The 22060-nt window shown below is 58.8% G+C and carries 20 protein-coding genes and 1 tRNA gene; 2 read left to right on the top strand and 19 right to left on the bottom strand.

Annotation, left to right across the window (positions count from 1 at the left end; genetic code table 11):
* Positions 1-43 precede the first annotated feature (43 nt).
* The 12 genes from ACIY1O_RS15215 to ppk1 all read right to left on the bottom strand — a co-directional run bounded on the left by ACIY1O_RS15215 (position 44) and on the right by ppk1 (position 12553).
* Positions 44-751 (bottom strand): class II aldolase/adducin family protein, encoded by a 708-nt coding sequence (locus ACIY1O_RS15215; protein ID WP_397475947.1) that lies wholly within the window; start codon positions 749-751, stop codon positions 44-46.
* Between the two features lie 82 nt (positions 752-833).
* Positions 834-2093, bottom strand: coding sequence for an MFS transporter (locus tag ACIY1O_RS15210; RefSeq protein WP_397475946.1), 1260 nt, complete (start codon positions 2091-2093; stop codon positions 834-836).
* A 33-nt stretch (positions 2094-2126) separates the two neighbouring features.
* On the bottom strand, positions 2127-2750 hold the full coding sequence (locus ACIY1O_RS15205; RefSeq protein ID WP_397475945.1) for a flavin reductase family protein: 624 nt from the start codon (positions 2748-2750) through the stop codon (positions 2127-2129).
* A complete protein-coding gene (locus ACIY1O_RS15200; protein WP_397475944.1) occupies positions 2747-3661 on the bottom strand; it encodes a VOC family protein in 915 nt (304 codons plus the stop codon). The genes ACIY1O_RS15205 and ACIY1O_RS15200 overlap by 4 nt, the downstream gene beginning before the upstream one ends.
* Positions 3662-3680: 19 nt before the next feature.
* Positions 3681-4928: an acyl-CoA dehydrogenase family protein gene (locus ACIY1O_RS15195; protein ID WP_397475943.1), complete on the bottom strand. Its 1248-nt coding sequence runs from the start codon at positions 4926-4928 to the stop codon at positions 3681-3683.
* A gap of 67 nt (positions 4929-4995) precedes the next feature.
* Entirely contained in the window at positions 4996-5799 is an 804-nt protein-coding gene (locus ACIY1O_RS15190; RefSeq protein WP_397475942.1) for a glutathione S-transferase family protein, read from the bottom strand.
* A gap of 564 nt (positions 5800-6363) precedes the next feature.
* Positions 6364-6440, bottom strand: a tRNA-Pro gene (locus tag ACIY1O_RS15185).
* Positions 6441-6511: 71 nt separating this feature from the next.
* Complete coding sequence (gene pstB / locus ACIY1O_RS15180) at positions 6512-7285, bottom strand: phosphate ABC transporter ATP-binding protein PstB (protein WP_397475941.1); 774 nt, start codon at positions 7283-7285, stop codon at positions 6512-6514.
* Positions 7286-7328: 43 nt separating this feature from the next.
* Positions 7329-8189, bottom strand: coding sequence for a phosphate ABC transporter permease PstA (pstA, locus tag ACIY1O_RS15175; RefSeq protein WP_397475940.1), 861 nt, complete (start codon positions 8187-8189; stop codon positions 7329-7331).
* 7 nt (positions 8190-8196) lie between these two features.
* Positions 8197-9135, bottom strand: coding sequence for a phosphate ABC transporter permease subunit PstC (pstC, locus tag ACIY1O_RS15170; protein ID WP_397475939.1), 939 nt, complete (start codon positions 9133-9135; stop codon positions 8197-8199).
* Between the two features lie 186 nt (positions 9136-9321).
* A complete protein-coding gene (pstS, locus tag ACIY1O_RS15165) occupies positions 9322-10365 on the bottom strand; it encodes a phosphate ABC transporter substrate-binding protein PstS (RefSeq protein ID WP_397475938.1) in 1044 nt (347 codons plus the stop codon).
* 121 nt (positions 10366-10486) lie between these two features.
* Positions 10487-12553 (bottom strand): polyphosphate kinase 1, encoded by a 2067-nt coding sequence (gene ppk1, locus ACIY1O_RS15160; protein ID WP_397475937.1) that lies wholly within the window; start codon positions 12551-12553, stop codon positions 10487-10489.
* Between the two features lie 238 nt (positions 12554-12791).
* Between ppk1 and ACIY1O_RS15155 the strand changes: the two genes are divergently transcribed.
* On the top strand, positions 12792-14279 hold the full coding sequence (locus ACIY1O_RS15155) for a Ppx/GppA phosphatase family protein (protein ID WP_397475936.1): 1488 nt from the start codon (positions 12792-12794) through the stop codon (positions 14277-14279).
* A 79-nt stretch (positions 14280-14358) separates the two neighbouring features.
* Here ACIY1O_RS15155 and ACIY1O_RS15150 read toward each other — a convergent pair whose 3' ends face one another.
* From ACIY1O_RS15150 to ACIY1O_RS15130, 5 genes are all read right to left on the bottom strand, one after another.
* Positions 14359-15141 carry a GNAT family N-acetyltransferase gene (locus tag ACIY1O_RS15150; protein ID WP_397475935.1) on the bottom strand — a complete coding sequence of 261 codons (783 nt, stop codon included), beginning with the start codon at positions 15139-15141 and terminating at the stop codon, positions 14359-14361.
* A gap of 65 nt (positions 15142-15206) precedes the next feature.
* The gene (gene glmM / locus ACIY1O_RS15145; RefSeq protein ID WP_397475934.1) at positions 15207-16556 is read right to left on the bottom strand and encodes a phosphoglucosamine mutase; all 1350 of its coding nucleotides are present in this window, start codon (positions 16554-16556) and stop codon (positions 15207-15209) included.
* On the bottom strand, positions 16553-17392 hold the full coding sequence (folP, locus tag ACIY1O_RS15140) for a dihydropteroate synthase (protein ID WP_397475933.1): 840 nt from the start codon (positions 17390-17392) through the stop codon (positions 16553-16555). Before folP ends, glmM begins: the two co-directional genes overlap by 4 nt.
* 22 nt (positions 17393-17414) lie before the next feature.
* The gene (ftsH, locus tag ACIY1O_RS15135) at positions 17415-19307 is read right to left on the bottom strand and encodes an ATP-dependent zinc metalloprotease FtsH (RefSeq protein WP_397475932.1); all 1893 of its coding nucleotides are present in this window, start codon (positions 19305-19307) and stop codon (positions 17415-17417) included.
* Positions 19308-19381: 74 nt separating this feature from the next.
* Positions 19382-20056 carry an RlmE family RNA methyltransferase gene (locus ACIY1O_RS15130; protein WP_397475931.1) on the bottom strand — a complete coding sequence of 225 codons (675 nt, stop codon included), beginning with the start codon at positions 20054-20056 and terminating at the stop codon, positions 19382-19384.
* A gap of 17 nt (positions 20057-20073) precedes the next feature.
* On the opposite strand from ACIY1O_RS15130, the gene ACIY1O_RS15125 reads away from it, so the two are divergent.
* Positions 20074-20619: a YhbY family RNA-binding protein gene (locus ACIY1O_RS15125; protein WP_397475930.1), complete on the top strand. Its 546-nt coding sequence runs from the start codon at positions 20074-20076 to the stop codon at positions 20617-20619.
* A 332-nt stretch (positions 20620-20951) separates the two neighbouring features.
* Here ACIY1O_RS15125 and greA read toward each other — a convergent pair whose 3' ends face one another.
* On the bottom strand, positions 20952-21428 hold the full coding sequence (gene greA, locus ACIY1O_RS15120; RefSeq protein ID WP_397475929.1) for a transcription elongation factor GreA: 477 nt from the start codon (positions 21426-21428) through the stop codon (positions 20952-20954).
* A 257-nt stretch (positions 21429-21685) separates the two neighbouring features.
* Positions 21686-22060: solute carrier family 23 protein (locus tag ACIY1O_RS15115; protein ID WP_397475928.1), on the bottom strand; the 375-nt coding region annotated here is incomplete at its 5' end.

The following is a 22060-nucleotide window of genomic DNA, read 5'->3' as shown; positions in this document are numbered from 1 at the left end:
GAAGAAATCTACCGGTGACTTTGGGCCGATGTCCCACTCCGGCTCACGGCGTGTGCTCAGGGTCATCCTGAGTCCAATAGTCCCACATTCGCTCAGCCACTCTTCCAGCCCATGTCGCGCGTGCCTGGCATTGATCATTGCTCAACTCATGACGGTCTGCGCATCCTGCATAGAGAGACGCAAGCTCAACTCGCGCGCTGTCCTCCAGAAAAACTGCCAGCGCAAGCGCCTGCGCAGCATTGGCCCCCGCGACCACCGCACCATTGACCGAAACCACGATGCCGGCCGCACTTCCGAGAACACGGGCAACGCCGGCAGCCGCTGTATCGTTGCGCACCAGTTCCGGATCCCGCCACATTGGGGCCTCGGGTGCAAAATAGGCGCCGAAGCCGTGCCGTGCCCGCGGCGTACGGCCCTGCGCTGCCAGCGCCGTAATGTTCGGCGAGATAAAGCGCACGATAGCGTTCACATCTGGCCGCAACCGGTATACCTCGCGGTGCATCCGTACCTCGCCCAATACTCCATCAGGGAGCGAGGCATCAAGCTTTACGATAGTACCCTTGTCTTCCGGTGAAACCAGACCCATCGGCTTGGGTGCGCAAACGAGAAAAGAGTTCTCATCCAGTCGGACACTGCAATGCCCGTAGGCGGTGGCAAGTCCGGCTCGATCGCATGCGCGTGCGAGTTGGCGGACCTCGCGCTGCCTAAAAGCCAGGTCGTTCATGGGCGGGGATGTTTTGAGGTCGTGCATCAGCGTGACTCCATCGATTCGGCCACTACTCGGTTCTGAATTGAAGTGCGGCCATCGTGGTTGTGTATGACGAGTTTCATGATTATTTAACGACAGAACTGGCGCCTGACACCGTAGCAAATGATTCCAGGGGAGGCTTGCCGGGTCTTACCACAGGATATGGATAGGCGCGCGGAAGACGAACAATAGCCGCCGCCGCAACCAGAAGAACCATCAAGAACACAACAAGAATCAGCCGATATGAACCAAAGATGTCAAAGGCGGCTCCCATTACAAAGGGGCCGATGGCGGCGCCGATCGTGAAGATCGCAAATAGGTATCCGTACACCTGCCCAAATGCGCGCAAACCGAAATACCGGCTTTGCAGATAGCCGATGAGGTCGACCTCGGCACCCAGGCCCAGGCCCACCAGCACAGCGCCCATGGCGATGATTTTCGGGTCGTAACTAGAGAGCAGCACCAGCACACCCAATGCCGGCAAAACGATGAAGACCACTCCTACATACGGTGCGTGGAAGCGGTCAAGAAAGTAGCCACACAGCAAGCGACCGACAATCAACGAAGGCCCGATGACAGTAAAGACGATGACGGCGCTTTCAGCAGTGATACCGCGGTCCGTCAGCAATGCCACAATATGAAATATGATCCCATTGGCCACAACAGGAATGCACATGAAGACCAGTGCCAGAATCCAAAAGTTGCCGCTGCGCACAACCTCGCGGGCCTCCAGTCCAGGCAAGCCCGCTCGCCCTGCACGGGCCCGTTCCCCAACGTCGCGCAGGAATAGCGCAACTGCGGGAAAGGACACCAAAAACACCGTCGCGCCAAGTGCAACGAAGGCGCCCCGCCAGCCAAAGCTCTCTAGAAAAGTTTGTGCCAGCATGGGCATCAGCGCGGCTCCCAGGCCGACTCCAGTCATTGCAACACCCAATGCCAAGCCGCGGCGCTGGTCGAAAGCGGCCGCAATCGACTGTGCATACGGCAGCGGCGCCTGTCCAGCACTGAACATACCCACCGCCGCAAACATGCCAAGAAACACGAATGCCGCCGCCGGCGTCAACGCCATGGCGGCCGTAGCCAAGGCAAACAAAACGATGCTCGCCAGCGTCACGGACTTGACGCCCCTCTTGTCGATCATGCGGCCGACAAACGGAGTTGCGAAGGCCGCGCACAGCGTTCCGAGACCAACGGCCGCCGACGGTATGGTTCGCGACCAGCCGAACTCCGCCATGATGGGCTTCATCAAGACCGAAGTGGAGAACTGCAAGATTGTGACGTTTCCGACGATCAGTCCCAGCACTGATCCGAATACGATCCACCACGGGTTTCGAAATATTTTCATATTTGTCTCTCTTTTTTATTAGACTCTAAGAAGTCAGGGTAATGAGGCGGAGCATTCCACGCTACGCTCTAGAAAACGTCCCGCATGGAACAGCAAAGGGGGGCGGTCCGCATAGACGAAACGCTCGACACGCCCAAGAAAAATCACGTGGTCACCGCCGTCGATCATCGAAGCCTTCCGGCACTCGAAACGTGCCAGCGCATCGCGCAGCACCGGCACATTATCGATACCAGACTCAAAGGCGTCAGACACCGCGGCAAACTTGTCGTCCGCCGGGCGAGCAAAGTGCATCGCAAGTGCGTGCTGATCGTGGGCCATCACGTGCACCGCAAAGTGCCCGGCCTCCGAAAACACCCGTATGCTCGGAGCTTTGCGTCCAAGACACCACGCGACCAGCGGCGGATCAAGCGATACCGCACTAAACGAATTTACGGTTAGCCCTGCGGTTCGACCACTTTCGGCGCGAGTGGTAACGACACACACGCCGGTGGCGAAGCGGCCCAGCGCATTGCGCAACTCACGCGAATCGATGGCGGGACCACCCACCCTGAGGTTCTCTGTCGCCGCCGCGGTCGCTTCAAAGAAGTCATCGGAAGCCGTCCACCAAGCCAGCTCTGTCTCGAGGTGCTCGTGTGCTTCGATCTGTGGCCCGGTCATACCGTTTCCTCAAGACTCTCGGGAGCGGCGTTGGCGCCGGCGCCAGTGAAGCAGCGCGGGTCACGCACCGAACCCCAGTAATCCAACCATTCGGGCGCAAGCGGCAAGCGTCGGGGCTCGCGTGCGAAATCCTCGTGGAATCCCTCCATGCCAAAGCTGTACTCCATCGTCAGGCCATCCGGATCAAGGAAGTACAAGAAGATGCTGTCCGAGGCGGGATGCCGGCCGGGACCGAATACGACGTCAGAGCCGGCCTTGCGCAGACGAGCAAGCGCGCGTCCGATGTCATCGATTTCACTAACCATATAGTTGACGTGATGCAGGCTGAAATTCTCCGACTGCGCGATGCCGATCCCATGATGCCATGGGTTGGGCCAGCAGCGCATGAAGGTGATCATCTCGCCCACGGCGTCTGAAACGCGGAAGTTCAGTATGTCGCGCCAGAAGGCAACCGCCTCGGCCGCATGCGCCGTATTGAACACCACATGGCCCAAGCGCTGAATGCGGGCCACGGTCGGCAGAAAAGGGCGCGACGCATCGGCCGCCGGCGTGTAAAACTCGATTACGGCCCCCACCAACGGCTCAAACACACGGATCGCGCGTTGCTGGCAGCGCCGCTCACAATGCGCAGTGGACATTTCTCGCGGATCCAGGCCGACACTGCGCAGGCGTTCCAGCAGCACGGCAAACTGGTCTTCGTCCTCCAGCATGAAGCCCGCAACACGCAAACCGGCCACATCCGCCGCATGTAGTACAAGACTGTGATGATCATTGTCGCAGCGCAGCAGCACTTCACCGGCTGCGCCTGTTTCCACATATTGGAGGCCGACAACCTCCTCGTAGAAACGGCGTGCGCGAACCACGTCCGTCACACCGAGCTCTACTCGGCCCAATTTTTGATAGCGAATCATCTTGGTTGCTCCTTCCGGTTCAGTACTGGCCTCGAGGCGGCAAACCCAAACGCTGTTGGCCGACCATCGTGGAAACCGCATTCCAGTTGACGCTGATGTGGTGGGCCACCGCGTTGATGTCGCGCCACGCGCGCTGAATGCCGTTGTCCAAGTGGATGCCGGTGCCGCCCACCACGTCATACAGGCCGTTGATGGCTTGCACGCATAACCTCACTGCATAGGCGTGTCCGCGGCGAAACTCAATGCGTTGCCCCGTGGAAATCTTGACGTCAGCCGCCGAAAGCTCCGTGGCCAACCGCAAATCACGTTGCAAGATGAGCTGTGCGGCATCGATGGCCGCCTCGGCTTCCGCCACAGCCGTCTGGACATGGCCAAATTGGGCGATGGTGGACCCGCCACCGGCAAAAGCGCCTCGCGTAGCGCGCATGGCGACATGCTCGATAAACTCATCGACCGCACCACGTAGAGCGGCCACAGCGGGATTGGCCAGAAGCGGAGGAAATCCGCTCAAGAAGGGAATGCGATACAGCCCACCGCTGTTCACAAGCGCTCCAGGCGCCTCCTGGCCAAGCAACTCGGCAAAGCCCGCACTGCGATGAGACGGCACGAACACCTCTTCATCGATCACAATGTCCTTGCTGCCGGTTCCAGCAAGGCCGACCGTGTGCCAGTTGTCAATAATGCGGCAGTCGGCCCGCGGCAATAGCAGGTGCATCGGACGCGGAGGCCCGCCTTCACCTTCATCCACTAGCGTACCCAGCGCCAACCAATCGGCGTTATCGCAATTGCTCGCGAACCCCCAGCGCCCACGGACACGGAAGCCGTCTTCGACGCGTGTGGCCTTGCCGGTAGGTGCGATGCAGGCGGCCAGCAGGCTGTCCGCATCGGCGCCCCAGACATCCTCCTGAGCTTGCAATGGAAACATACCCACCGTCCATGCGTTGGCTGCGCTCAGGCCATAGCACCACCCGGTGGATGTGCAACCCTGTCCGACCTCGAACGCGAGTTGGCGCAACTCCTCAAGTGCAAGTTCGTAGCCACCGAAGCGGCGCGGTTGTACAGCTCGATAAAGGCCGGCTTGCTTCAGCAAGGTAGTAACATCGGTGCTGACGCGGCGGTCGCGCTCGGTCTGCTCGGCGCGCTCTCGCACGATGGGGGCCAGCGCGCGAGCGCGCTCCATGAGTTCGCTGAATTCGGAACGTGACGCGTCCGGGATGGAATCGGCTTGTTTAGGGGCTCGGTCAAGAAGTACGGCTTCTGCTTTCATGCGGTCTCCGATATAAGTGCAGGCGAGGAAGTGCCGCATGCCGCAGCCTGATTGCGGCACGCTGGAATCATTGAGTTAAATTGAGCGGCTGCGAGGTGAGGTTGACCTCTTCATATCCGCCGCCTGATTCGTCCGGCCATTCAACGGCGACCTTGAATGCCGGCCGCGCCGATAACTGGCTATACCATCGCGCTACGTTTGGGCGCCTCGTATCAGACCAGAACTGCTCTGCCCCTAAGGCATACAGACGATACATATAGGGCGCGATACAAATATCCGCCAATGAGAAAGTGCCGACGATCCACTGGCGCCCATTGGCGTCAGGCCCAAATTCCGGCGCCGACAATATGGCCTCGACCTTGTCCAGAAGGAGCTGGATATTTTCGGTACACTCGGCGAGCTCATGTTCATCGATGTCGCCGCGAAGCGCACGACCGTGCAGGTCTTTCAGATATCGAGACGGCCTCTTTTCTGCGTATTCGTGCAACGCATCCTCACCCCAACGCTTGCGCAGCTTCGGCAAGATGTACTTCACCAGAGTCAGCTTCACAATCGGAGTGAAGTCGTCTTCACACGCTTTGTTGAATTCTCGCATGCGTGCCCGCGCGAGTGGGTCGGAAGGACTAAGCGACGGACCGCCGAATACTTCGTCGATGTATTCGTTGATGACAAGCGATTCGCGCACTGGCACTCCATTGTGAACCAGCGCTGGAACCACGCCATTAGGACTGATTGCCAAATATGAAGGCTGCAGTTGGTCGAATTTGAACAAGTCGATATAGCGGCTAACCCATTCGACGCCTTTCTCTTCAAGCGCCATTCGAACGCGTACCGAGCATACCGAGCTCCAGAAGTGATATAGCTCAACCATGCTTGTCTCCTAAGTTACTTGACTGTATTTACAACCGATGTCCACGGCAGCGTAGGAATCGATCAGCGGCAAATAGTTGCTTAAACAACCTTATGTCTCGCAATTAAATCACCTGATGGTTGTTTAAGCAACCTTACGTTTACCCTAATATGGCCCGGATTTCAGATCGTTCGTCGTTCCGGGTGTACGCGTTTGGCGACTATCAGACGTGGTGTACAAACAACGGTTCAATAGCATCCAGGCATGGGAGCAATTTTTGAAAGAGGCGACGGTTAAAGCGATGCTGGCACACCGCATCCGTCAGAGCTGCCTGACCGATCGGTCGAAATGCCGCCATGCGACTGCCTTGGTGCCTAGAGGCAGACTCGTGTGGAGCGTAGACGTCTCACACAGCAATGGCAGCCGGTTCGGCCTGCTGGTACGCAATGCCGGCTATAGTCGTTCGTTGGAATATGGCGCGACTTGCACCCGCAGGAGTGGGCCAATGCTGGCCATGCCGGGCGCACCAAAAATAAAGGGCTTGCACGATATATCGTGCAAGCCCTTTATTCAATTTGGAATTCGTGGTCGGGGCGACATGATTCGAACATGCGACCCTCTGGTCCCAAACCAGATGCGCTACCAGGCTGCGCCACGCCCCGACAAAGACAGCTATTCTAGCACGAAGATACGAAATCGCGCATAGCTGTGGTAGTTTTTAGCGCGGCGCCGATTAACCGAAGCGACCGGTGATGTAGTCTTCGGTTTCTTTGCGCGCGGGCTTGACGAAAATGCTGTCGGTCTCGCCGAATTCCATGAGCTCGCCCAGGTACATGTAAGCTGTGTAGTCGGAACAGCGGGCGGCCTGCTGCATATTGTGTGTGACGATCACCACGGTGTAGTCCGACTTGAGCTCAGTGATAAGCTCTTCGATCTTGGCGGTTGAAATCGGGTCCAGCGCCGAGCACGGCTCGTCGAGCAACAGTACTTCGGGCTTGATGGCCACGCCGCGCGCAATGCAAAGGCGCTGCTGCTGCCCGCCCGACAGGCCGTTGCCGCTCTGGCCGAGCTTGTCCTTCACCTCGTTCCAAAGTGCAGCCTTGGTCAGGGCCCACTCTACACGCTCGTCCATCTCGCCCTTGCTGAGCCTTTCGAACAGGCGCACGCCAAAAGCGATGTTGTCGTAGATGCTCATGGGAAATGGGGTGGGCTTCTGAAAAACCATGCCGACCTTGGCGCGAATAAGCGAGATGTCCATCTTGGACGTCAGCAGGTTTTCACCGTCGAGATTGATCTCACCCTCGGCGCGCTGGCCAGGATAAAGCTCGTACATGCGGTTGAATGTGCGCAGCAAGGTGGACTTGCCGCAGCCCGACGGCCCGATGAAGGCCGTGACCTTGTTCTCGAGAATGGACATGCTGACGTCGTGTAGGGCCTGATACTTGCCGTAGAAGAAATTCAGGTTCTTGACTTCAAGCTTGACGCGATCTGATTGAGCTGTGTTCATGGTCGGTTTCCCGGACGAGCGCGATACGCCCGCCGTTATTCATTTACTTGCGAAAAAGTGAGCGGGCGAGGATATTGATGCCAAGCACGAGCAAGGTGATAAGCACCGCGCCGGCCCAGGCCAGGTCGTTCCAATCCGAGAACGGGCTGGCGGCATACTGGAAGATCACCACCGGCAGATTGGCGATGGGCGCGCTCATGTTCCAAGACATGAACTGGTTATTAAGCGCCGTAAACAGCAGCGGCGCGGTTTCACCCGAAATACGCGCCACGGCAAGCAAAACGCCGGTGATGATGCCGGAAATCGCGGCACGGTAGCAGATGAAGCTGATAATGCGCCACTGTGGGCAGCCCAGGGCTGCGGCGGCTTCACGCAAGCTGTTGGGCACCAGCGAGAGCATATTGTCGGTTGACCGCACCACCACAGGTATCACCAGAATAGCCAGCGCGAAAGCGCCCGCCCAGCCCGAATAGTGCCCCACCTGCGCCACGTATACGGCATAGATAAACAGGCCGATAACGATGGAGGGCGCTGACAGCAGCACATCGTTTAAAAAACGTGTGGCGGGCGCCAGCCAGCCGCGCTGTCCATATTCGGCCAGGTAAGTGCCGGCGAAGATGCCTATGGGCGTGCCCACCAGCGTAGCCACCACCGCCATCATTACACTGCCCACTATGGCGTTCAGAAGGCCGCCCATCTGGCCCGGCGGCGGCGTGGTTTGAGTGAACAGGGCCAGGGAAAGCGAAGACCCGCCCTTCACCAGCAATGTAAGAATGATCCAGAAAAGCCAGAACAGGCCGAAGGCAAGCGCAGCGAACGATAGGCCCAGCATGAGCCGGTTAACGCGCTGGCGCTTCTTATAGACCTTGTTATCGAGCGAGACGACGGAGTCGGAATTGAACATGGTGCGCTTACCGTGAGGTTCCTTCGTTCTTGGACAGGCGCAGCAACAGCACCTTGGAAAATGCCAGCACGATGGTGGTGATCAGGAAAAGTATCAAGCCCAGTTCAAGCAGGGCTGACTTTTGCATGCCGCCCGCTTCGTTGAACTCGTTGGCCAATGCCGAGGCAATCGAGTTGGAGGGCGAGAAGATCGACGAGGGCAGATTGAACGCGTTGCCGATAACGAATGTAACCGCCATCGTTTCACCCAGCGCGCGTCCCAGACCCAGCATAATGCCCCCGATCACACCATGCTTGGTATAGGGCAACACCACCTTCCAAACGACCTCCCAGGTGGTGCCGCCCAAACCGTAGGCAGACTCTTTGAGCAAAGGGGGCACGATCTCAAAGACATCCCGCATCACCGCCGCAATAAACGGGATGATCATAATCGACAAGATGAGCCCGGCGGTGAACACACCGATGCCAAAAGGAGGGCCCGAGAAAACCTGATTCAATACGGGTATGCCCGCGAACAAGGCGATAAGGCCGGGTTGCACATACTGCTGAAACAGCGGCACGAACACAAACAGGCCCCACATGCCGTAGATGATGGACGGAATGGCCGCAAGCATCTCAACGGCGGTGCCCAAGGGTCGGCGCAACCAAACTGGTGACAGCTCGGTAAGAAACATCGCAATGCCGAAGGACACGGGCACGGCGATGAGCAGCGCGATGAGCGACGACAGCAAGGTGCCGACAATGGGTACCATGGCGCCATATTTGTGCGTGACGGGGTTCCAGTCGTTGGTCCATAAGAACGCAATACCGAACTCGGCGATTGATTCACGGCTACCGTAGATCAGCGAGCCCATGATCGCGGCAAGCAGAACGAATACCAGGAAGGCGAATGACCGCGTCATATTCTTGAATAAGACGTCCATCAGGGCGGATTGCTTTTTCTTCATGAGTGCTCGTACGTGTGGATCATTGCGGTCTGCGCCATGGCTAGCCGCGGCAGCCCTAAGTGGAGTACGCGGGTGCAACTTTGGAAACGGCCAAATACGTAATTTTCACACAACAAAGACGATGCCATGAAACACGGCATCGTCTTCGCTGGGGGTCAGGCAGCCTGGACCCGGATTGTAACTACATTACTTCCAGACCGCAGAGCCGTCGGCCGCCTTGACTTCATCAGTCCAGACAGCGCGAATTTGATCGGTTACGGTATCGGGCAGGGGTACGTAGTCAAGTTCGGCAGCCATGTCCTCACCGTTCTTGAAGGCCCAATCAAAGAACTGCAGGACCGCCTTGCCGTTCTCGGGCTTTTGTTGAGACTTGTGTATCAAGATAAACGACGCAGCGGTAACGGGCCAGGAATCGGCGCCGGGTTCGTCGGTAAGGACCACGCCCATGCCGGGAGTGCCTTTCCAGTCGGCGTTGGCGGCCGCTGCGGCAAAGGCTTCTTGCGAAGGCTGAACGAAGTTGCCTTCTTGGTTCTGCAACTGGGTCCAGGACAGGTTGTTCTGCTTGGCGTAAGCGTACTCGACGTAGCCGATTGAGTTTCTTAGCTGGCGAACGTAGGCTGCGACGCCCTCGTTGCCTTTGCCACCCTGGCCGGTGGGCCACTTGACGGCTTTTCCTTCGCCAACGGTTTCTTTCCATGACGGAGAAACCTTGGAGAGGTAGTTGGTCCAGCCGAAAGTCGTGCCCGAGCCGTCGGAACGGTGAACGACGACAATGTCGGCGTTGGGAAGGTTCAGGTCGGGGTTGATTTCCTTGATGGCGGCATCGTCCCACTTCTTGATCTTGGCCAGGAAGATGTCGGCGAGGACCGGACCCGAAAGCTTGAGTTCGCCGGGCTTGACGCCGTCGATATTGACGACGGGCACCGTGCCGCCCACGATGGCGGGGAACTGAAGCAGATTGTTCTGTTCAAGATCTGCGGCCATCATGGGGTCGTCCGAAGCACCGAAATCGACCGTTTTGGCGATGATCTGCTGTTGGCCGCCGCCCGAGCCGATAGACTGGTAATTGATGCGGTGACCGGTTTCCTGATGGTATTGGGCTGCCCACTTGGCGTAGATGGGATAAGGGAACGACGCGCCGGCGCCGGTGATGTTGACCGCTTGGGCGGCCAATGAGGCGGCGCCGAAGGCGATACCAACTGCGGCTTGCAAAATTACGCGTTTGAACATCGATCAATCCTCTTGATTTTTAGGTCAAATGAACAGGTGGTTACCTGCATGGACTGAATGATAAAGAGTCAATATTACAGGTTAATGACACCGCCGCCATCGGGCAAGTGTTGCGCCGAGCTTATTCCATGAGGTGCTTCTGTATATTGAAGGGCTTGCCCCTGGCCCTGATCTTGACGTAGTCGCCGTTTGGCAGCGCGCGCCACGCCAGCTGATTATCCCGCAAGGCATACAGGAAAGCCTCTCTTATTACACGTTTTTTCAGCGCCGGGTCGTATACGGGACAGCCGAGTTCGACCCGCCGGAAGAAATTTCGGTCCATCCAGTCGGCGGACGACAAATAAACCTTTTCTTCGCCTTCGGCATAAAAATAAAAGACGCGGGAATGCTCAAGGAAACGTCCCACGATGGAACGCACACGAATATTCGACGACAAGCCCGGTACCCCGGCACGCAGCGCGCAAGCCCCACGTACGACAAGATCGATGCGCACCCCGGCCTGGCTGGCCTTGTAAAGCTCTTCAATAATGATGGGTTCGAGCAGCGAGTTCATCTTGGCCATGATGCGCGCCTTCTTGCCTTCGGCGGCAGCCTGCGCTTCATTGCGAATCAGCTCTACCATGGTGTCGTGCAACGTGAATGGCGCCTGCAGCAAAGCCTTGAGCACAGGCTTCTCGCCCAGGCCGGTCAGCAAAGAGAACACTTTGTCCATATCGGCGCAAATACCCTGATCTGCCGTAAGCAAGCCGAAATCGGTGTACTGCCTGGCCGTGCGCGTATGATAATTACCAGTGCCCAGGTGCCCGTAGCGCCGGATGCGGCCGCCCTCGCGCCGAAGCACCAGAGCCATCTTGGCATGGGTCTTGTGCCCTACGACCCCGTAGCTGACGTGGGCGCCCACCTCTTCGAGCTTGGCCGCCCAACCGATATTGGTCTGCTCGTCGAAGCGCGCCATCAGCTCGACAATAACAGTAACCTCTTTGCCGGCCTTCGCAGCCGACAGCAGCAAGCTCATCAGCTCGGAGTCTTCGCCGGTGCGGTAGATGGTCTGCTTGATGGCCACTACGGCCGGATCCTGTGCCGCAGCCGATAAAAACGCCAGGACAGGCTCGAAAGACTGATACGGATGATGCAAAAGACGGTCGCGCTCGGCAATGGCTTCGAACATGGAGTGCGGGTGATCGCCGATCATATCGAAGGGCGCCGGCACCCTTGGACGGTATTCCGAAAACAGCAGGTCGGGGCGATCGACCAAATTGCACAATTGCATTAGCCGCGACAAGTTCACCGGGCCGTCGACTCGATATGTGTCGTGCGCCTGCAGCGAGAACTCTTGCTGCAGATAGCGTTCAAGGCGAGCGGGCATCTCGTGATCGATTTCGAGCCGAACCGCTGCGCCGAAGTTACGCTGCGACAGTTCGCCTTGCAAGGCCAGCCGCAAGTTGGTGATCTCTTCCTCGTCGACGAATAGATCGCTGTTGCGCGTAACCCGCCATTGATAACAGCCGTTCACCTCGAGCCCTGGAAACAGCTCACCGACGAACTCGCTGATAAGCGAGGTAAGAATGATGTAGCCATGTTCGACCCCGGCGATTTCGGAAGGCACCCGCATGACGCGGGGCAATGCCCGTGGCGCCTGCACTACCGCAATGGACGCCCTGCGTCCGAAGGCATCAATGCCTGAAAGGGCCACGATGAAGTTCAGGCTCTTGTTGTAGACACGCGGGAAGGGATGCGCCGGATCGAGCCCGATAGGGGTCAGCATGGGCATTACATCGCGCTGGAAAACAGAGTGCGCCCAGCCGCGCTGAGTTTCATCCCAATCTGAGGGGTCGATCACGACGATGCCCTCGAGTGCCAGCAAAGGCATCACTTCTTCGTTAAGAAGATGGTGCTGGCGCTCGATCAGGGCATGCGTGGCCTCTTGCACCTGCTCGAACGCCTCGGCCGGCGTATAGCCGTCTTCGCCGGCGATGTTGGCATGCTGAGCCAGCTGTTCCTTGAGGCTTGAAATGCGGATTTCGAAAAATTCGTCGAGATTGGAACTGACGATGCACAGGTAACGCAGCCGCTCTAGCAACGGCGTATCAGAATACTCGGCCATGGCCAGCACTCTGTCGTTGAACTTCAAGAGGGACAGCTCACGGTTGAGCAGTTTGGGCGTGACGCTGGAGGGGTCGGATAACATTCGAGGTCCTGAAGATAATGCCTGTCTTTTACTGCAAGTTAATGACACTATCATGACAGGGCGGGATTTCACCCGCAACATGCTCCACTGCTTGCGCCAAATAGCCCTCAGCCAGCCCGTGCGGGCTGAACACGGCAGGAATCCCTTTCCTTGCCGCCCCTTGGGCGGCGAGCATCCAAGAGGGACGGGAGGATGTCAATTCCTTATAATCTGAAAAAACCTGCCACACTACGCCTCTATGGACTATCTCCTTGCTGCCGTCGACCTGGGTTCGAACAGTTTTCGCCTTTCCATCGGCCGGGTCGTGCAAAACAACGGAAAAGCACAAATCTACGCTGTCGACAGGCTAAAGGAATCCGTTCAACTGGCAGGCGGCCTGGACGCACACCAGATGCTCGATGAGCCCGCCATCGAGCGGGCCCTGGCAGTGCTGAAACGCTACGGGGAACGACTCAACGGCTTCCATCCCAATCGCGTGCGCGCCGTCGCCACCAACACCTTCCGCGTTGCTCGCAACGTTGCCGACATCCTGCCCCGCGCAGAAGCCGCCCTGGGCTTTCCCATCGAAGTCGTGTCCGGCGCTGAAGAGGCGCGACTCATCTATTCCGGTGTGGTCAACGAACTGGCCCCCTCGACGAACCGCCGCCTTGTAATTGACATTGGAGGCGGATCAACCGAAGTTATTCTGGGCCAGGGGCACGAACCCCTGCACCTGGCCTCGCTCAGCATGGGCTGCGCCAGTTTTAGCCGACGTTTTTTCCCTGACGGCATCATTACTGCTCAACGCATGGAACATGCGCAACTGGCGGCACGTGGAGAGCTGCAAGGAATCGCACGCCGATACCGAAAAACCGGCTGGAAACACGCTTACGGCTCGTCGGGTACAGCCAAGGGGCTACTGGCCATCCTGGCCGAAGGCGGTATGTCGGCGAAAGGCATCACGCTGGAAGGCATGCAGGCGCTACAGGCAAGGCTGATCAAAGACGGCAAGGTCATCATGCAGAACCTGCCCGGCATCAAGGCCACGCGCGCCCCGGTGTTGCCCGGTGGACTGGCCATTATGTTGGCCGCCTTCCAAGAGCTCAAGATCGACGTCATGCTGCCGGGCGAAGGCGCACTTCGGGTCGGTGTGCTGTACGACCTGCTGGGCCGGGATTCCGACCACGACAAGCGTGATGAAACCGTTGCGCTTTACCAGAAGCGCTATCTGCTTGACGTCAAGCAGGCTGATCGTGTGCGCGACACTGCCCTGCGCCTGTTCGAGCAGCTTGGCGGTGCCGGAGACGAAAAAGAAGAGGTTTCACTGGCCCTGGGCTGGGCGGCCAGCCTGCACGAAGTGGGCTTGTCCATCACCCAAGCAAACTTCCATCGGCACAGCGCATATATTTTGCAGCACGCCGATATGCCGGGCTTCTCTAACGACGATCAAGCCCTGCTTGCTTGGCTTGCCTTGGGCTTGCACGGCAAGCTCAGCAAGAAAAACGCATACCCGGCCAGTGCCCTGCAATGGCAGGCCCTGCTGTGCCTGCGTTTGGCCACCCTGCTTTGCCGGCGACGCGAAGACCTTGACGCGCTGCCGTTGTCACTCGAATCAAACGGCTCAACCATCAAAGCCATTGCAAGCAAGTCGTGGCTTGAAACCCATCCGTTATCCGAATACTCGCTGCATCGCGAAGCGTCCGACTGGAGCAAAACCGGGGTCGATTTAAAACTGGTCGAACGCTAAGCGGTAGCCGGGGCCCAACGTTTAACGCCCCGGACCAAGCCGGGGCGCATTGGAAAACGCAGCATTATCGCGAATAAAACTAGTCAAGACCGAAGTGCTTGCGATAGCGGGGATCGACCTGGGCGATATCCAGCAGCACGGGAAAATCGGCGGTGTTGAAGTCGGGGTCCCAGGCGGGTTCGCCGCATATGGAGGCGCCCAAAGCGAGATAGCCCTTGATCAGTGGCGGCACACGAGCCGGAAGCTCGCTGTTGAGGCGCTCGACCGGGTAGCGATGCAAAGGGGCAACGCGGTGAGGGCTACGCCCGGAAGCCATGCTTTTCTTGGCGGCGCGCCATACCTCGGCAGCAGTGACCCCATCGTCTCGAAGGCTGACGCTGGCGCAACCAAGCACATACTGATAGCCGCCTTGCTGCATCAGGGCCGCAATACCCGACCACAACAACATGATGACTGATCCCTTGCGATAGTCGGGGTGAATACACGACCGCCCTACTTCGGCCAACGAAGAACGAATGCCGTCGAGCGAGGAGATGTCGAACTCGGATTCGGAATAATAGCCGCCCGCCTTGATGGCATTGGCGGGTGTCAGCAGCCGATAGGTGCCCACCACCTGACCCGTGCCGGCTTCGGTAACCATAAAATGCTCGCACCACGGATCAAAGTGATCGGAATCGAGGCCGTCCGCCGCATCGGGAAAGACAGCATTCATTTCCTTGGTGAACACCTCGTAGCGCAAGCGCTGTATGGATTCGAGCTCTTCGTTGGTACGTGCCAGGCCAAGCACCAGCCCGCCGGATGATTCTCCGCTCCAGGCAACTTCGACCTCGGCTTCGCTATTGACTCGCGCTAGCTCTAGCATAGATATCGCTCCACAAACATTGTGCCATTATGGCAGCCAAATGTTTCAAGTATTTGATGTCTACGTTACCGCTTTGTTAAGTCGACTGCAACCAGTTCGCTCACGCCTTGCCGGGCCAGCTCGACGTCTTCGGCTTCGACCATCAAACGCAGCTTCGGTTCGGTGCCCGAAGCGCGAATCAGTACTCGGCCGCGGCCATTGAGCTCGCGTTCCACACGGCGGCGCGCCTCGGCCAGGCCGGAGTGGTCTTCCCACTGGGTTCCGGGTTTCAGCGGCACGTTGACCATTTCTTGTGGATACATCCGCAGGTCGCCCACCGCCTCGGATAGGCTCTGCTCGGGTCGTCGCATGGCGGTCAAGACCTGGAGGGCGGCAATGATGCCGTCGCCGGTAGTGTGGCAATCAAGACACAAAAGATGGCCCGAGCTTTCGCCTCCGTAGAGCCAGCCTTTGCGCAACATGGTTTCAAGCACGTAGCGGTCGCCCACCTTGGCACGCTCAAAGTCCACTCCCATGGCCTTCACGCCCTTTTCGAAGCCGAAGTTGGTCATCAGCGTGCCGACCACGCCCTCGACCTTGCCCCGGCTGAGGCGGTCGCGCACAATGGCATACAACAATTCGTCGCCGTTGAAGAGGCGGCCGGTTTCATCCACCATCAACAGCCGGTCGGCGTCACCATCCAGTGCGATGCCGACGTGCGCACCCCGCGCCTGAACTTCGGCCGCCATGGCCTCGGGGTGAAGCGCGCCGACGCCTTCGTTGATATTGAAGCCATCCGGTTGGCAACCGATGGGAAATACTTCGGCGCCCAGTTCACGAAACACATGCGGCGCAATCTGGTAGGCCGCCCCGTGCGCCGCGTCGACCACGATCTTCATGCCGGACAGATCCAGCTCGTTCGGGAAAGTGCTTTTGCAAAATTCGATGTACCGGCCGGAAGCATCGTCGATGCGCCGAGCGCGCCCCAGCGCCTCGGAGTCGGCGCAGCCCAAGGGCTGATCGATGACGGCTTCGATACGCTCTTCGATTTCATCGGGCAACTTCATGCCTTGCGCCGAAAAGAACTTGATGCCGTTGTCTTGATACGGATTGTGCGAGGCGCTTATGACAACGCCGGCGGCCAGTCGCAGGGCCCGGGTCAGGTAGGCCACAGCCGGTGTGGGAACCGGCCCGGCCAGCAACACATCGACGCCTGCGGCCGACAAGCCGGCCTCAAGCGCGGATTCAAGCATATAACCCGAAATACGGGTGTCTTTGCCGATGACCACGGTGGGCCGGCCGCGAATGGGGTTGTGATGTTGCGCCAGCACTTGGCCTGCCGCATAGCCCAGCCGCAAAGTGAACTCTGGATTGATGATGGGGCCGCCCACCTCGCCGCGCACCCCATCGGTGCCGAAATATTTGCGCTGACTCATGCGGATGCTCCGTTCTGTACTGTCTGCCACACATTGATGGCGTCAACTGTTTGCGCCACGTCGTGGACGCGCACCAGGGCCGCGCCGCGAGCAATGCCCGCAAGCGCTCCCGCAATGCTGCCTCCGAGGCGCTGGTCGGGTTCTCGACCAGTGACATGCCCTATCATCGTCTTGCGCGACAGGGCCACCAGCCATGGGTAATCGTCGAAGAAAAGGTCTTGCAGGCGGCGAAGCAGCTCGTAGTTATGTTGGGCGTTCTTGCCGAAGCCGAATCCCGGGTCAAGCACGATGCGTTGGGGGTGCATGCCCAAGGTTCTCAGGATGGCAACGCGCTCACGCAAGAAGTCTCGCACCTCGGCCACCACATCGTCGTACCGGGGGGCCTGCTGCATGGTGCGCGGTTCGCCCTGCATGTGCATGACGCACAACCCGCAGTATGACGACGCCACCGCCTCGAGGGCCCCTGGCATGCGAAAACCATAGATGTCGTTGATCATGTCGACGCCGGCATCCAGTACGCCGCGCATGACTTCGGGCTTGAACGTGTCGACCGAGATGGCGGCGCCACAATCGCGCAGCCCTTCTATCACCGGCAGCAGGCGATCGATCTCTTCTTGCAAACCCACCGGGGTCGCGCCGGGGCGCGTAGATTCGGCGCCGATGTCGATAATGTCGGCGCCATCGGCCACGAGCTGGAGCCCATGGGCGATGGCATTGTCGGTTTCGAGATGGCGCGATCCGTCAGAGAACGAATCGGGGGTGACGTTGAGAATACCCATCACCAGGGGGCGTTCGAGCGACAGCTCGAACCGCCCGCAGAGCAGCTTTGCGCTCATGAAAACACCACGGCGCCCAGTTCTACACAGGGGTGGCGGCAGCGCTGCCGCCGCCCACCGCCGGCGCGCCGGCGGGCGGCGTTGGCGGTGAGTCGGGGCTGTCGTGGTTCTTGGGAGGACGCGGGGCGCGGCCTTCCATGATGTCGTTGATTTGATCGGCGTCGATGGTTTCCCACTCGAGCAAGGCGGCCGCCATGGCTTCCATCTTGTCGCGGTTGCCCTCGATAATGTCGCGCGCCACCTTGTACTGCTCATCGATGATCTTGCGAATTTCCAGGTCGACCTTTTGCATGGTGGACTCTGACACATGGGTGGTCTTGGTGACACTGCGCCCCAGGAAGACCTCACCCTCGTTTTCAGCGTAAACCACCGGCCCAAGCGAGTCGGTCATGCCGTAACGGGTGACTATATCGCGTGCAATGGAGGTAGCCCGTTCAAAGTCGTTGGAGGCGCCCGTGGTCATCTGGTTCATGAAGACCTCTTCGGCAATACGCCCGCCGAACAGCACGGCGATCATGTTGAGCAGACGGTCTTTGTCCATGCTGTAGCGGTCGCCCTCGGGCAACTGCATGGTGACGCCCAGCGCCCTTCCGCGCGGAATGATGGTGACCTTGTGTACAGGATCGGTCTTGGGAAGGCTGCGAGCCACCAGGGCGTGGCCGGACTCGTGATACGCCGTATTGCGGCGCTCTTCTTCGGGCATGACCAGGGTGCGACGTTCGGCGCCCATAATGATCTTGTCCTTGGCCTTTTCGAAATCGTTCATGTCGACAGTGCGGCCATTGCGGCGCGCCGCGAACAAAGCGGCCTCGTTGACCAGGTTGGCCAGGTCGGCGCCCGAGAAACCGGGCGTGCCGCGCGCCAGAATAAGCGCATCGACGTTGGATGCCAACGGCACTTTACGCATGTGCACTTTAAGAATTTGTTCGCGGCCGCGGATGTCGGGCAAAGACACAACCACCTGGCGGTCAAAGCGCCCAGGGCGCAACAGCGCGGGGTCGAGCACATCAGGGCGGTTGGTGGCGGCAACCACCAATACGCCCTGGCCGGTTTCAAAGCCATCCATTTCAACCAGCAACTGGTTGAGGGTCTGTTCGCGTTCGTCGTTGCCGCCACCCAGGCCGGCGCCGCGCTGGCGGCCTACTGCATCGATTTCGTCGATGAAGATGATGCAAGGAGCCTGCTTCTTGGCGTTTTCAAACATGTCGCGTACGCGGGCGGCGCCCACGCCGACAAACATTTCGACGAAGTCAGAGCCCGAGATACTGAAGAAAGGCACTTTGGCTTCGCCGGCAATAGCTTTGGCAAGCAGGGTTTTACCGGTTCCCGGAGGACCTACCAGCAGCACGCCGCGCGGAATGCGTCCGCCCAGCCGCTGGAATTTGGTGGGGTCGCGTAGGAATTCGACCAGCTCGGTGACGTCTTCTTTAGCTTCGTCGCAACCTGCGACGTCGGAAAAAGTGACGTTGTTGGTGTTTTCGTCCATCATGCGGGCGCGCGATTTGCCGAAGCTGAACGCACCGCCCTTGCCGCCGCCCTGCATCTGGCGCATGAAGAATATCCATACGCCGATAAGCAGCAGCATCGGGAACCACGAGATAAACAGGCTGGTCAGGAACGAGGGTTCTTCGCGAGCCTTGCCCGAGACTTCGACGCCGGCCTTGACCAGTTCGGGGACCATCCAAAGATCGCCTGGCGACGTGAGGCTGTACGGCCGGCCTGAATCAGGCGTGACATAAAGGGTATCGCCCTGGATGTCGACCTTGCTGACCTTGCCCGCCTGCGCATCGGACATGAATTGGGTATAGGTTACCGTTTCTGTGGATGCGACGCGGCCATCGAACTGCTTGAATACAGTGAAAAGCACCAGCGCGATCACCATCCATATGGCAACCTTGGAAAACGAGTTGTTCAAAGCCAACCTCCTACGTAACCTCGACCTGACACGTAGCCCCGCGTTACGGGCAGCCGATCAGATACTTGAATGGTTCATTCTAACCCGTCAGAACGAACATCGCTTTGATTTGCCCCGGGTTTAAGACCACGGGCAACCAAAAATGTTTCAGATGATTTATCTCGCGAAGCCTTGGGCTTGCGCTCGACGACACGCTGGAAATGCTGTTTGAACATTTCAACGATCTGCGAGAACCCGCTGCCGTGAAATGCCTTGACGATCAAGGCGCCTTCAGGGCGCAGATGCCTGCAGGCAAATTCGAGTGCCAATTCGCACACATGCTGGATTCGCGCCGAATCGGCCGACTCCACACCAGACAAGTTGGGGGCCATATCGGAAATCACAAGATCGACGGGCGAATCGCCAACAATCTGTTTCAATTGCTCGAGCACGTGATCTTCGCGAAAATCGCCCTGGATGAACTCAACCCCGGCGACGGGCTCCATCGGCAGCATATCCAAAGCAATGATTCGGCCCTGCACCACGCCGCCCGGGCCGGCCAATCGCTCGCGCGCCACCTGCGACCAACTTCCCGGCGCTGAGCCCAGGTCGACCACGATATCGCCCTTGTTCAGGAGTTTTTCGGTCTCGAGAATCTGCAGCAGCTTGAACGCGGCGCGCGCACGATAGCCCTTTTGTTGCGCCATTTTCACATAAGGGTCGTTGATATGCTGATGAACCCAGTTTTTTGAGAATTTTTTCTTGGCCATTCCCGTACAATTCCACTATGCCCAAACTTGACATTACATCCCAAGAGCGCAGCGCCCTGCGCGCCGCCGCCCATCCATTGCACCCTGTCGTCCTGATCGGCGACAAGGGGCTTACCGCGGCCGTTCTCAAAGAAATCGACCTGAATCTGAACGCCCACCAATTAATCAAGGTACGGGTAAACGGCCAGGAACGCGCTGAACGCGATGCCACTCTCGAAACCATCTGCGACGAGCTTTCATGCGCCGCAGTGCATCACCTGGGCAAAACCTTGATAATCTATCGGCCTGATGCCGCCAAGGCTCTGGCCGAAGAACAGGCACGCAACGCCACCCGGGCGCAGCGCAAGCCCTCGGAGCCTTATATACCGAAAAAGCATGCCGCAGCCGGCACCAAACCGGCACGCAAAACCACTCGCCGGCCCAATGACGAGGCCCCTGCCCGGCGTACAGCCTCCGGGCCGGCTCCAGCCCACGGCATCCCGCGCCGTGCCGGCAGCGCCCTTACCTTACGCGCCGGCATGCGGCGCGCCGCTCCGTCCGGCACACGCAAGCGTTCACGCTAACACGCGGCACAAATACCTTTGGAACATGGCGGCGCCAGTATCCTGGGCATACATCAAGCGGCAAGCCGCTTTCAGAAGCAGGCGCCCACTGCCAACATGCGGCGACCCCGGCATGACGGCCAAAAAAGAAAAACGCCCCCGCTTTTGGGGGCTTTTTTATGGTGTCTTGAACCGGGCGCTATCAAGAATGCCGCTATCGGCACGTATTTTACGCTGAAAAGCGCCCCTGGCGGTGGGCCAGGGCCCAGGATAGCGCCCGGACTTCAAACTTAGGCCCGACTTAAGCTTGAAGCCGGGACTTTAAAGCCGGGGCCTGGGCTTAAAACCGCCGCTTAGATATAGCTAATGCCGACAACTTCGTATTCACGCACGCCGCCCGGAGCCTGGACTTCGACGACATCACCCTCGGACTTGCCGATTAGAGCACGGGCCACGGGGCTGGAAACCGAGATGCGATTTGCGCGGATGTCGGCCTCGGCATCGCCAACAATCTGGTAAGTAAGGCGCTGGCCGGAATCGAGATCTTCGATTTCGACGGTGGCGCCGAACACGGCTGTACCCTGGACATCCAGCGTGGTGGGATCAATGATCTGTGCGTTGGACAAAGTGCCTTCGAGCTCTTGGATACGGCCTTCGACAAATGCCTGGCGCTCACGCGCAGCATCGTACTCGGCGTTCTCGGACAAGTCGCCCTGGGCGCGCGCCTCGGCGATGGCATTGATTACTTCGGGGCGCTCGACCGTTTTCAAGCGATGCAGTTCTTGTTGCAAGCGTTCAGCTCCGCTTGCTGTCAATGGTATGGCAGCCATGATGTTCCTGATGAAAGTAAAAGACGCTCCGCAACGAGGGAGCGCCTCTGATAGTGGACGCCGACGGCAGACCGCAGCCAACGTCAATTTGTCTTACAAGAATGTGGGATTCTTGACTTGTTTTTGTCGCTTTGCCTTATGCACCGAGAATGAGCTTCGATGTAATGCAAAACCCCGGTTCGCCGAGAACCGGGGATGTATGAGTTATTGTCGGCAAAATCGGGGCAAATTGCAAGCCCCCCTGCCAACCACACACTTCACAACTGTTTGCGCGAATTATGTGTTTGGCGCGCACCGAGCAAAGCGTGCAGGATAATGGCGCCGAAGGTGGCTGTTCCAATTCCGTCCAGCGTGAAAGCGCCAAAGGCGATCGAAAAATTGCCGGCGCCCAGCACCAGGGTCACGGCCGCGACGATAAGGTTCCGGTTGTCGCTGAAATCGACCTGGTTGACCACCCAGATGCGCGCGCCGGCCACCGCGATCAGGCCGAAAACCACCAACGACATGCCGCCCAGAACCGGCCCGGGAATCAACTGAATCAGGGCGCCGAACTTGGGCGAGAACCCCAGCAGTATGGCAATGAAGGCCGCTACGACAAAGACCAGCGAGGAATAGATGCGCGTCACGGCCAT

This window comes from Pusillimonas sp., from assembly GCF_044464525.1.
Classification (GTDB): Bacteria; Pseudomonadota; Gammaproteobacteria; order Burkholderiales; family Burkholderiaceae_B; genus Pusillimonas.
Note: the sequence above shows the minus strand (reverse complement) of the source record. Positions and strands in the feature narration are given on the sequence as shown.

Excerpts from the sequence above, each read along its gene's own strand:
- ACIY1O_RS15215 (WP_397475947.1), bottom strand. The coding sequence starts at position 751 with ATGCACGACCTCAAAACATCCCCGCCCATGAACGACCTGGCTTTTAGG.
- ACIY1O_RS15210 (WP_397475946.1), bottom strand. The coding sequence starts at position 2,093 with ATGAAAATATTTCGAAACCCGTGGTGGATCGTATTCGGATCAGTGCTG.
- ACIY1O_RS15205 (WP_397475945.1), bottom strand. The coding sequence starts at position 2,750 with ATGACCGGGCCACAGATCGAAGCACACGAGCACCTCGAGACAGAGCTG.
- ACIY1O_RS15200 (WP_397475944.1), bottom strand. The coding sequence starts at position 3,661 with ATGATTCGCTATCAAAAATTGGGCCGAGTAGAGCTCGGTGTGACGGAC.
- ACIY1O_RS15195 (WP_397475943.1), bottom strand. The coding sequence starts at position 4,928 with ATGAAAGCAGAAGCCGTACTTCTTGACCGAGCCCCTAAACAAGCCGAT.
- ACIY1O_RS15190 (WP_397475942.1), bottom strand. The coding sequence starts at position 5,799 with ATGGTTGAGCTATATCACTTCTGGAGCTCGGTATGCTCGGTACGCGTT.
- pstB (WP_397475941.1), bottom strand. The coding sequence starts at position 7,285 with ATGAACACAGCTCAATCAGATCGCGTCAAGCTTGAAGTCAAGAACCTG.
- pstA (WP_397475940.1), bottom strand. The coding sequence starts at position 8,189 with ATGTTCAATTCCGACTCCGTCGTCTCGCTCGATAACAAGGTCTATAAG.
- pstC (WP_397475939.1), bottom strand. The coding sequence starts at position 9,135 with ATGAAGAAAAAGCAATCCGCCCTGATGGACGTCTTATTCAAGAATATG.
- pstS (WP_397475938.1), bottom strand. The coding sequence starts at position 10,365 with ATGTTCAAACGCGTAATTTTGCAAGCCGCAGTTGGTATCGCCTTCGGC.
- ppk1 (WP_397475937.1), bottom strand. The coding sequence starts at position 12,553 with ATGTTATCCGACCCCTCCAGCGTCACGCCCAAACTGCTCAACCGTGAG.
- ACIY1O_RS15155 (WP_397475936.1), top strand. The coding sequence starts at position 12,792 with ATGGACTATCTCCTTGCTGCCGTCGACCTGGGTTCGAACAGTTTTCGC.
- ACIY1O_RS15150 (WP_397475935.1), bottom strand. The coding sequence starts at position 15,141 with ATGCTAGAGCTAGCGCGAGTCAATAGCGAAGCCGAGGTCGAAGTTGCC.
- glmM (WP_397475934.1), bottom strand. The coding sequence starts at position 16,556 with ATGAGTCAGCGCAAATATTTCGGCACCGATGGGGTGCGCGGCGAGGTG.
- folP (WP_397475933.1), bottom strand. The coding sequence starts at position 17,392 with ATGAGCGCAAAGCTGCTCTGCGGGCGGTTCGAGCTGTCGCTCGAACGC.
- ACIY1O_RS15130 (WP_397475931.1), bottom strand. The coding sequence starts at position 20,056 with ATGGCCAAGAAAAAATTCTCAAAAAACTGGGTTCATCAGCATATCAAC.
- ACIY1O_RS15125 (WP_397475930.1), top strand. The coding sequence starts at position 20,074 with ATGCCCAAACTTGACATTACATCCCAAGAGCGCAGCGCCCTGCGCGCC.
- greA (WP_397475929.1), bottom strand. The coding sequence starts at position 21,428 with ATGGCTGCCATACCATTGACAGCAAGCGGAGCTGAACGCTTGCAACAA.